Consider the following 8,195-nt stretch of genomic DNA (forward strand, 5'->3'; position numbering starts at 1 on the left):
ACCGCGGGTCACTGATGCCCTCAATCGCCGGACGGGCTTGTGTGGGCCGCGCGCCGACTACCACGGCTGGTGTACGGCGGGCCCTCCGCGTACTCCCTGAGGATGCCGCCCGGTTCAGCCCGGTGTCAGCGCCGTACGGCCCAGGGCCCGCTTAGGGTTCAGACATGGAGACCCCACCCCCACGCCGCGGGCCCCGGCCGCGTGCACGATGGCTCGCGGGCGCGGCCGCCGCTCTGGTGCTGGTCGGCGCCGGCACCTGGACCGCCGTCGCCTCCGACGACGCGCCCACCGTGCGCCGGCAGGACCGGACCATGGACATGCCCGGCGCCACGATCGACACCTCGTACTTCACCGCCGGCACCGGGCGCAGGCCCGCCGTGCTGATCGGGCACGGCTTCGGCGGGAGCAAGGACGACGTACGGGCCCAGGCGGAGAAACTCGCCCGGGACGGGTACGCGGTGCTGACCTGGTCGGCGCGCGGCTTCGGGAAGTCCACCGGCAAGATCGGGCTCAACGACCCCGACCGCGAGGTCAAGGACGTGTCCCGGATGATCGACTGGCTGGCGAAGCGGCCGGAGGTTGAGCTCGACAAGGCGGGCGATCCCCGCGTCGGGATCACCGGACAGTCGTACGGCGGCGCGGTCTCCCTGCTCGCCGCCGGCTACGACAAGCGGGTCGACGCGATCGCCCCCCAGATCACCTACTGGAACCTCGCCGACGCGCTGTTCCCCGACGGGGTCTTCAAGAAGCTCTGGGCCGGGATTTTCTTCTCCGTCGGCGGCGGGGGCTGCGCCACCTACGAGAAGCAACTGTGTGACATGTACCAGCGGGTCGCCGTCTCCGGTACCCCGGACGCGGCCGCCCGCACCATGCTGGAGCAGCGCAGCCCCTCCGCCGTCGGCGACCGCATCGACGTGCCCGCGCTGATCGTCCAGGGGCAGAGCGACTCGCTCTTCCCCCTCGGCCAGGCCGACGCGATGGCCAAGGCCATCAGCGCCAACGGCGCGCCGGTCGACGTCGACTGGAAGCAGGGCGGCCACGACGGCGGCGACCCGGAGACCGGACGGGTGGAGAGCCGGATCACCTCGTGGTTCGACCGCTACCTCAAGGACGACAAGAACGCCGACACCGGACCCGCCTTCCGTGTCAGCCGGACCGGCGGCGTCGACTCCACGGACGGCCAGGCCCTGTTGCGCGGCGCGACCGGCGCACGCTACCCGGGTCTGGAGAGCGGCGGCACCGACGTACCGCTGAGCGGCGGCACCAAGACCTTCGCCAACCCGCCCGGCGCCAGCCCGCCCGCCATCTCCGCCGTCCCCGGCCTCGGCGGCGGACTCTCCCAGCTGTCCTCGCTCGGGGTCGGGCTCTCCCTCGACTTCCCCGGCCAGTACGCGAGCTTCGACTCCCGGCCGCTCGGCGAGGCGCTGCGGATCACCGGCTCACCGACCGTCCGGGTCACCGTCACCTCCGACACCGGTGACGCCGTGCTCTTCGGCAAGGTGTACGACGTCGGCCCCGACGGCAGACAGCAGGTCCTGCCCTCCCAACTCGTCGCCCCGGTCAAGGTCGAAGGCGCCCGGCAGGGCAAGGCCGTCGAGCTGACCATGCCCGCCGTCGACCACGAGGTGGACGCCGGTCACCGCCTCCGGGTCGTCCTCGCCGCCACCGACCTCGGCTACGCCTCCCCGGTCGTCCCCGCCACCTACCGGGTCTCCGTGGACAGCGCGCTGACCGTCCCGACCGTGCCCGGCCTCACCACCGCGGCCGCCACGCTGCCCTGGTGGGTCTGGGGACTCCCGGCCATCGGCGCACTGATCGCCGCCGCCCTCCTGCTCACCGCCCGGCGCCGCACCCACGCGCCCGCTCCCGACCCGGCGCTCGCCCAGGTGCCCCTCCAGATCACCGGCCTGACCAAGCGCTACGCCAAGTCCGCCGACCGCTATGCCGTCCGTGATCTCTCCTTCCAGGTGGAAAAGGGGCAGGTGCTCGGTCTGCTGGGCCCGAACGGCGCCGGCAAGACCACCACCCTGCGCATGCTGATGGGACTCATCGCCCCGGACGCCGGTGAGATCCGGGTGTTCGGCCACGCGATCCGCCCGGGCGCCCCGGTGCTCTCGCGGGTCGGCTCGTTCGTCGAGGGCGCGGGCTTCCTGCCGCACCTGTCGGGCCGGGCCAACCTGGAGCTGTACTGGCAGGCGACCGGCCGCCCCGGCGCGGACTCCCACATTGAGGAGGCCTTGAAGATCGCCGGACTCGGGGACGCGCTCGCCCGTGCCGTACGCACCTACTCGCAGGGCATGCGGCAGCGGCTCGCCATCGCGCAGGCCATGCTCGGTATGCCGGACCTCCTGATCCTGGACGAGCCGACCAACGGTCTCGACCCGCCCCAGATCCGCGAGATGAGGGACGTGATGATCAGGTACGCGGCGGGCGGCAGGACGGTCATCGTCTCCAGCCACCTCCTCTCCGAGGTCGAACAGTCCTGCACGCATCTGGTGGTCATGCACCAGGGCCGGCTGATCCAGACCGGTCCGGTCGCGGAGATCACCGGATCCGGGGACACCCTGCTCGTCACCACCGCCGAGCCCGTGCCGGAACCCGTCCTGGAGAAGATCGCCGCCCTGCCGGGGATCGGCTCCGCCGTCCGGACGGACGACGGACTGCTGGTCGCCCTCGGGGGGACGCTGTCGACCGGGGAGCTCATCACCGAACTGGTCCGGCTCGATGTGTCGCTGACGGGTGTCGGACCGCACCGCCGCCTTGAGGACGCGTTCCTCACCCTGATCTCAGGAGGCTCCGCATGAGCGCGCTGACCGAACCGGCGGCAGGGCCCGCAGGGCCTGGCGGTCCTCTCGGTGCCGTGGGGGAGCCGGCCACCGAATCCGCCCCCGGCTACCGGTCCCGCCACACGCTGCCGCTGCGCGTCGAGGCGCTGCGCCAGCTCAAGCGGCGCCGCACCCTGGTGATGGGCGCCATCCTCGGCCTCCTTCCGTTTGTCCTGATCATCGCCTTCGCCATCGGCGGCACCCCGGGCGGCGACAGCGACGGGGACGGCGGCGGCCGGCTGAACCTGATGGACACCGCGACCGCTTCCGGCGCCAACTTCGCCGCCACCTGTCTCTTCGTCTCGGCGGGCTTCCTGCTCGTCGTGCCCGTCGCGCTCTTCCACGGCGACACCGTCGCCTCCGAGGCCAGCTGGTCCTCGTTGCGTTACCTCCTCGCCGCGCCCGTGCCCCGGGCCCGGCTGCTCTGGAGCAAGCTCGTGGTCGCGCTGACGATGAGCGCGGCGGCGATGCTGCTGCTCCCGCTGGTCGGCCTGGCGGCGGGCACGGTGGCCTACGGGTGGGGGCCGTTGGAGCTGCCGGCCGGTGGCTCCCTGGCCGCCGGTGACACCGTGCCGAGGCTGGCGCTGGTCGTCGCGTTCATCTTCGTCTCCCAACTGGTCACGGCCGCGCTCGCCTTCTGGCTGTCGACCAAGACCGACGCCCCGCTGGGTGCGGTCGGCGGTGCGGTGGGGCTCACGATCATCGGCAACGTGCTGGACGCCGTGACCGCGCTCGGGTCCTGGCGGGACTTCCTGCCCGCCCACTGGCAGTTCGCCTGGGCCGACGCGCTCCAGCCGCAGCTGGAGTGGGGCGGCATGCTCAAGGGCACGGCGATCTCGGTGACGTACGCCGTGGTGCTGTTCGCCCTGGCCTTCCGCGGCTTCTCCCGCAAGGACGTCGTGTCGTAGGCCGCACCCGGGCGGATTCGGCTTCCACATCCGATTGAGCCGCCGCAGCAGCTTCCCCGTCTGACCGAGCCACCGCGTCACATCGAGCGCCCCCATCAGATCCACCCCCGACGAGCCGCTTCCGCACCCGCCCGGAAGCGGCTCGTCGTGCCGAGTGCCGTGAGCAGGTCGCACACCCGGCGGCTGTACGTACGGCCCGACATGCCCAGCCGCGTCGCCGCCGCCTCGTCCGTGAGGCCCGCCAGGAGCGCCTCCAGGACCGGTCGCAACGACTCGGGCAGCAGGCCCGGGGCCGACACCGAGAGCGGGTCGGTGGGCAGCTCCTCACCGGTCTCCCACCACAGCTGGTGCGTACGGACCAGGGCCTGGACGATCACGGGGTCGCGGATCAGCAGCACGCCGTTGTAGTGCAGTTGGAGATCGAGGGGGACGGCGGCCACCGCGCGGTCCACCAGGATCATCTTGAAGGGGATCGAGTCCGTCTGTCTCGCCCGGCCCGGCAGCGGCCACGGCGCAGGCAACGGCAGCCCCGCCAGGCCCTGCCTCGGCACGATCCGCCGGACGGTGATCGCGGGAGCCCGCGCCGGCGCGCGGCCACCGGACCTGCCTCCCGCCCGTCCGCCTGGCCCGCCGTCCTGCGGGAGCCGCTCACCCGCCGCCCGTACGCAGGAGTCCGCGAAATCGAGGAACTGCTCGGGGATCCCCTGCCCCAGACAGCTCCCCGGATCGTCGAAGATCAGGAACTCCCGGCGGGCCGACCGCACCAACGCCGTGAGCGAGGCCGTCACTTCCCGTATCCCCCGGATCGGCCGGCCCGGCGTCCGGAGCGGGTCCATCCCTGCGGACATGCCTGTCACGCCCATCACGCCCGTCGTGCCTGCCTGCGTGATGCTCCTTGTCACTGTCCCCTTCGACTGCGCCGGCGACAGCGCGGACCGATTGAGAACCGCACCTGAGACCTCCGCCACGGCTGACCACCCCCGCATCCCCTCGGAGCCGTACGCCACTCCATGTACGCACATGATTGCGCTCCGTGACAAGTGCCAGTTCAGAGAGTGGCGACTCCATGCCAGTGGCATGCCCGCGTCTTCGAAAAGTGCTCAAGAACCGCGCCGACTCGACCGTTTCGTGCGACATGATGTCCGTCATGGCCACCTTGCTGCTCGCGCTCTCCGCGATATCCACCGGTCTGTTCGCGGGCTACTTCCTGATCTTCCAGACCGGCATCATGCCCGCCCTGGGCAAGCTGACGGACGAGCAGTTCGTCCCGGCCATGCGCCTGGTCAACCAGCAGGTGCCGCGCCCGGTCTTCCTGCTGACCTTCTTCGCCATCGTGGGCTTCCCGGCGGCGGCGCTGGCCGTCCCCGTCGACGGCCGCTCGGACAACCAGAAGTGGCTGCTGGTGGCCGGACTGGTGTGTGCGGTGATCAATCACCTGGTGACCATCGGCGGCAACGTACCGCTCAACAACCAGCTGGAGTCGTCCCCGTCGCCGGCCCGTGCGGCGCGCCTCGCCTTCGAGGGCCGCTGGAACGCGTTCCACCGCGTCCGCACGCTGTTCTCCGTGGCCGCCTTCGTCCTGGTGGTCAGCGCGACGCTGTCCTGAGCCCCGGGCGACGACCCCGAAGCATTCCCCGTACAGCGGCCCGTCAAGCAGTCCCTACAGCACTCCCCGTACAGCAGAGTCCGCTGACCGGCCCCCCGTGGCGTCGGTCAGCGGACTCCGATGGTCACGCCGAGGCGCGGTCCATGGGGAGGGTGACCCGGGCGGTGTGACCCGCCGTCACCGGGCGGGCAGCCGAACGGAATCGAGGACGGGCAGGTCGATCCGTGGTCCGCGTCACGCGCTCACTATGCGGGCTGAGACTATCCACTCGCAACTGATCGCTCTGATAATTTCAGAATGCCCCCGACCACACTGGTTCGAGCCCGGCCCACCTGCCAGAATCGGCCCAATGAGTCGGCGTCAGGAGGCGGCACGTGAGTGACTCCCGTACGGGAACCGCTCCCACGGTCCTGCGTATGCTTCTCGGTAAGCGACTCGGTGCTCTGCGTGAGAAAGCCCGGGTGTCCCGCGAGGCGGCGGCCCAAATCCTGGACGTGACCCCACTCACCGTCCGGCGGATGGAAAATTCCGAAGTGGGCCTCAAACTCCCCTATGTCCGGCTGCTCCTGGCGGCGTACGGAGTGGGGGCGGCGGAGGCCGAGGAATTTGTCGAGCTGGTCAAGGCGGCCAACAAGCCCGGCTGGTGGCACCGTTACCGCGACGCGCTGCCCAGCTGGTTCAGCGCCTACGTCAGCCTGGAGGACGAGGCCCGTCTGATCAGGACGTACGAACCGCACTACGTCCCGGGGCTGTTGCAGACGGAGGAGTACGCCCGCGCCGTGCTGAGCGCCGGTGTGCACCGCAATCCCACCGAGCTGGAACGGCGAGTGGCACTGCGCGCCAAACGACAGCAGTTGCTCACAAAAGCCGACGCGCCGATTCTCTGGATCCTCATGGAGGAAGCGGTGTTGCGCAGGCCCGTCGGGGGAGTGGACGTCATGCGCGGGCAGATCGACCGGCTCATCGAGTTGGCTTCCCGGCCGAATGTGACGCTCCAGATCATGCCGTTCTCGATCGGCCCGCATCTCGGCGCGTTCGGGCCGTTCCATCTCTTCCGGTTCGATCTCCCCGATCTGCCGGACATCGTCTACACCGAGAATCTCACCGGCGCGGTCTATATGGACCAGCGCCCCGATGTCGCCGCCTATCTGGAAGTCCTGGACACCATGGCGGTCCGGGCCTCCGGCGTGGACGGAACAAGAGACTTTCTCCAAGGAATACGCAAGGAGTTCTGATGATGCGGGACATATTCAACGGCATGCCGGCGGACTCGCTGGGGGACGAGGGCTGGGAGCGGCCCTGGAGCGGTCCCAACGGGGGCAGTTGTGTGGAGGCCAAGCGGGTGGACGGCGGGCGCGTCGCGGTCCGCCAGTCCTCGGATCCCACGGGTCCCGCCCTGATCTGCACCGTGGCCGCCATGGCGGGTTTTGTCGAAGGGGCGAAGAACGGCCTCGCCGACTTCCTGCTCTGAGCCGGATTGCCGGCCCGGGCCGCCCGAGAAACGGATGGATCGCATGACGGACCCCGACCCGCCCCCGGTCGACACCTTCGACGGCATCGACACCACACGCCCGCATGCCGCGCGTATGTACGACTACTTCCTCCGGGGCAAGGACTACTACGAGGTCGACCGGAGGGCCGCTTCACGGATCGAAGCGATCGCCCCCGGCGCCAGGACGGCCGCCGCGACCAACCGGCGGTTCATGCACCGGGCGACCCGCTGGCTGGCGGGGGAGGCGGGCGTCCGGCAGTTCCTGGACATCGGTACGGGCATCCCCACCAGCCCCAACCTCCATCAGATCGCCCAGGCGACCGCCCCGGACGCGCGCGTCGTCTACGTCGACAACGACCCGGTCGTGCTGCGGCACGCCGAGGCCCTGATGCGCAGCACCCCCGAGGGCCGTACCGCCTTCGTCCACGCCGACTTCCGGGATCCGCGGAGCATCATCGAGTCGCCGCGGCTGCGCGACACGCTCGATCTGACCCGCCCGGTCGCCCTGTCGCTGAACGCGCTGCTGCACTTCGTCCCCGACGATGAACGGCCGTACGACGCCGTACGGTTCCTGCTCGACGCGCTCCCCTCCGGCAGCTACCTCGGCCTCTCCCACTGCACCCCGGACTTCGACCCGGAGATGTGGGTGAAGATCCTCGGCGTCTACCACGGCAGCGGAATCCCCGGCCAGGTGCGCTCGCGCGACGAGATCCTGCGCTTCTTCGACGGCCTCGACCTGGTCGAACCGGGGGTGGAGGTCCCGCACCGCTGGCGTCCGGACGGCGAGCTTCCGGAGGGCGTCACCGACGGTGCGGTCTCCCTCTACGCGGGGTTGGCCCGCAAGCCCTGATCCCGCCGGACGGTTTCCGGTGGCCGGGCGACCTGCCCGCCCCGCTCGCCGGTGAGGGCGCGGGCGAGGGACAGGCGGTGGACCGGTGGGTGGTCCACGTCGAGTTCCGGCCGCCAGGTGGTGAGGATCTGTGCGGACGGTACGAAGAGCGGGCTGGGCAGCTCGTCCGTCCGCACCCACCGCCACTCGGCGATCAACTCCGGCTCCGCCGCGACGGGGACACCCTCGTACGCGGTGACGACGGCCGCCATGGTGACGCGCGTGAGGCCCACGGTCTCGTCGTGGAGCATCGCGAACACGGTCACGTCCTGCTCCTGGGCGCGCAGTCCGGTCTCCTCGCGCAGTTCGCGTACGGCGGCGGCGGTGACGGCCTCGCCGGGCTCCAGCCTGCCGCCCGGCAGCTCCCACGTCCCGCCGTGGTGCAGGCCGAGGAGGATACGGCCGGACCGGTCCCGGACGATCACACCGACACCGATCATGGCGTGCGCCCGGGGCGGCGCCGCCGCGCGCGGCC

8 protein-coding genes are annotated in these 8,195 nt (G+C 71.0%); 6 read left to right on the forward strand and 2 right to left on the reverse strand.

Annotation, left to right across the window (positions count from 1 at the left end):
* The first annotated feature begins 164 nt into the window (after nt 1-164).
* Nucleotides 165-2,804, forward strand: a complete 2,640-nt coding sequence (locus GT042_RS08055) for an alpha/beta fold hydrolase (protein ID WP_161308016.1) — start codon at nt 165-167, stop codon at nt 2,802-2,804.
* Nucleotides 2,801-3,733 (forward strand): ABC transporter permease, encoded by a 933-nt coding sequence (locus GT042_RS08060; RefSeq protein WP_161308017.1) that lies wholly within the window; start codon nt 2,801-2,803, stop codon nt 3,731-3,733. The genes GT042_RS08055 and GT042_RS08060 overlap by 4 nt, the downstream gene beginning before the upstream one ends.
* A 95-nt stretch (nt 3,734-3,828) precedes the next feature.
* Here GT042_RS08060 and GT042_RS08065 read toward each other — a convergent pair whose 3' ends face one another.
* Entirely contained in the window at nt 3,829-4,521 is a 693-nt protein-coding gene (locus tag GT042_RS08065) for a DNA-binding response regulator (protein ID WP_345943713.1), read from the reverse strand.
* A 359-nt stretch (nt 4,522-4,880) separates the two neighbouring features.
* Between GT042_RS08065 and GT042_RS08070 the strand changes: the two genes are divergently transcribed.
* From GT042_RS08070 to GT042_RS08085, 4 genes are all read left to right on the forward strand, one after another.
* A complete protein-coding gene (locus GT042_RS08070) occupies nt 4,881-5,339 on the forward strand; it encodes a DUF1772 domain-containing protein (protein WP_161308018.1) in 459 nt (152 codons plus the stop codon).
* Between the two features lie 374 nt (nt 5,340-5,713).
* Nucleotides 5,714-6,574, forward strand: a complete 861-nt coding sequence (locus GT042_RS08075) for a helix-turn-helix transcriptional regulator (protein ID WP_161308019.1) — start codon at nt 5,714-5,716, stop codon at nt 6,572-6,574.
* A complete protein-coding gene (locus tag GT042_RS08080) occupies nt 6,574-6,810 on the forward strand; it encodes a DUF397 domain-containing protein (protein WP_161308020.1) in 237 nt (78 codons plus the stop codon). Before GT042_RS08075 ends, GT042_RS08080 begins: the two co-directional genes overlap by 1 nt.
* Nucleotides 6,811-6,853: 43 nt before the next feature.
* Complete coding sequence (locus tag GT042_RS08085; RefSeq protein ID WP_161308021.1) at nt 6,854-7,681, forward strand: SAM-dependent methyltransferase; 828 nt, start codon at nt 6,854-6,856, stop codon at nt 7,679-7,681.
* On the opposite strand, the gene GT042_RS08090 is transcribed toward GT042_RS08085, so the two are convergent.
* Nucleotides 7,654-8,195, reverse strand: a 542-nt coding sequence (locus GT042_RS08090; protein ID WP_161308022.1) for an NUDIX domain-containing protein, incomplete at its 5' end; no start/stop codon positions are given. The two genes, GT042_RS08085 and GT042_RS08090, sit on opposite strands and share 28 nt — an antisense overlap.

This window comes from Streptomyces sp. SID3212 (assembly GCF_009865405.1).
Lineage (GTDB): Bacteria > Actinomycetota > Actinomycetes > Streptomycetales > Streptomycetaceae > Streptomyces.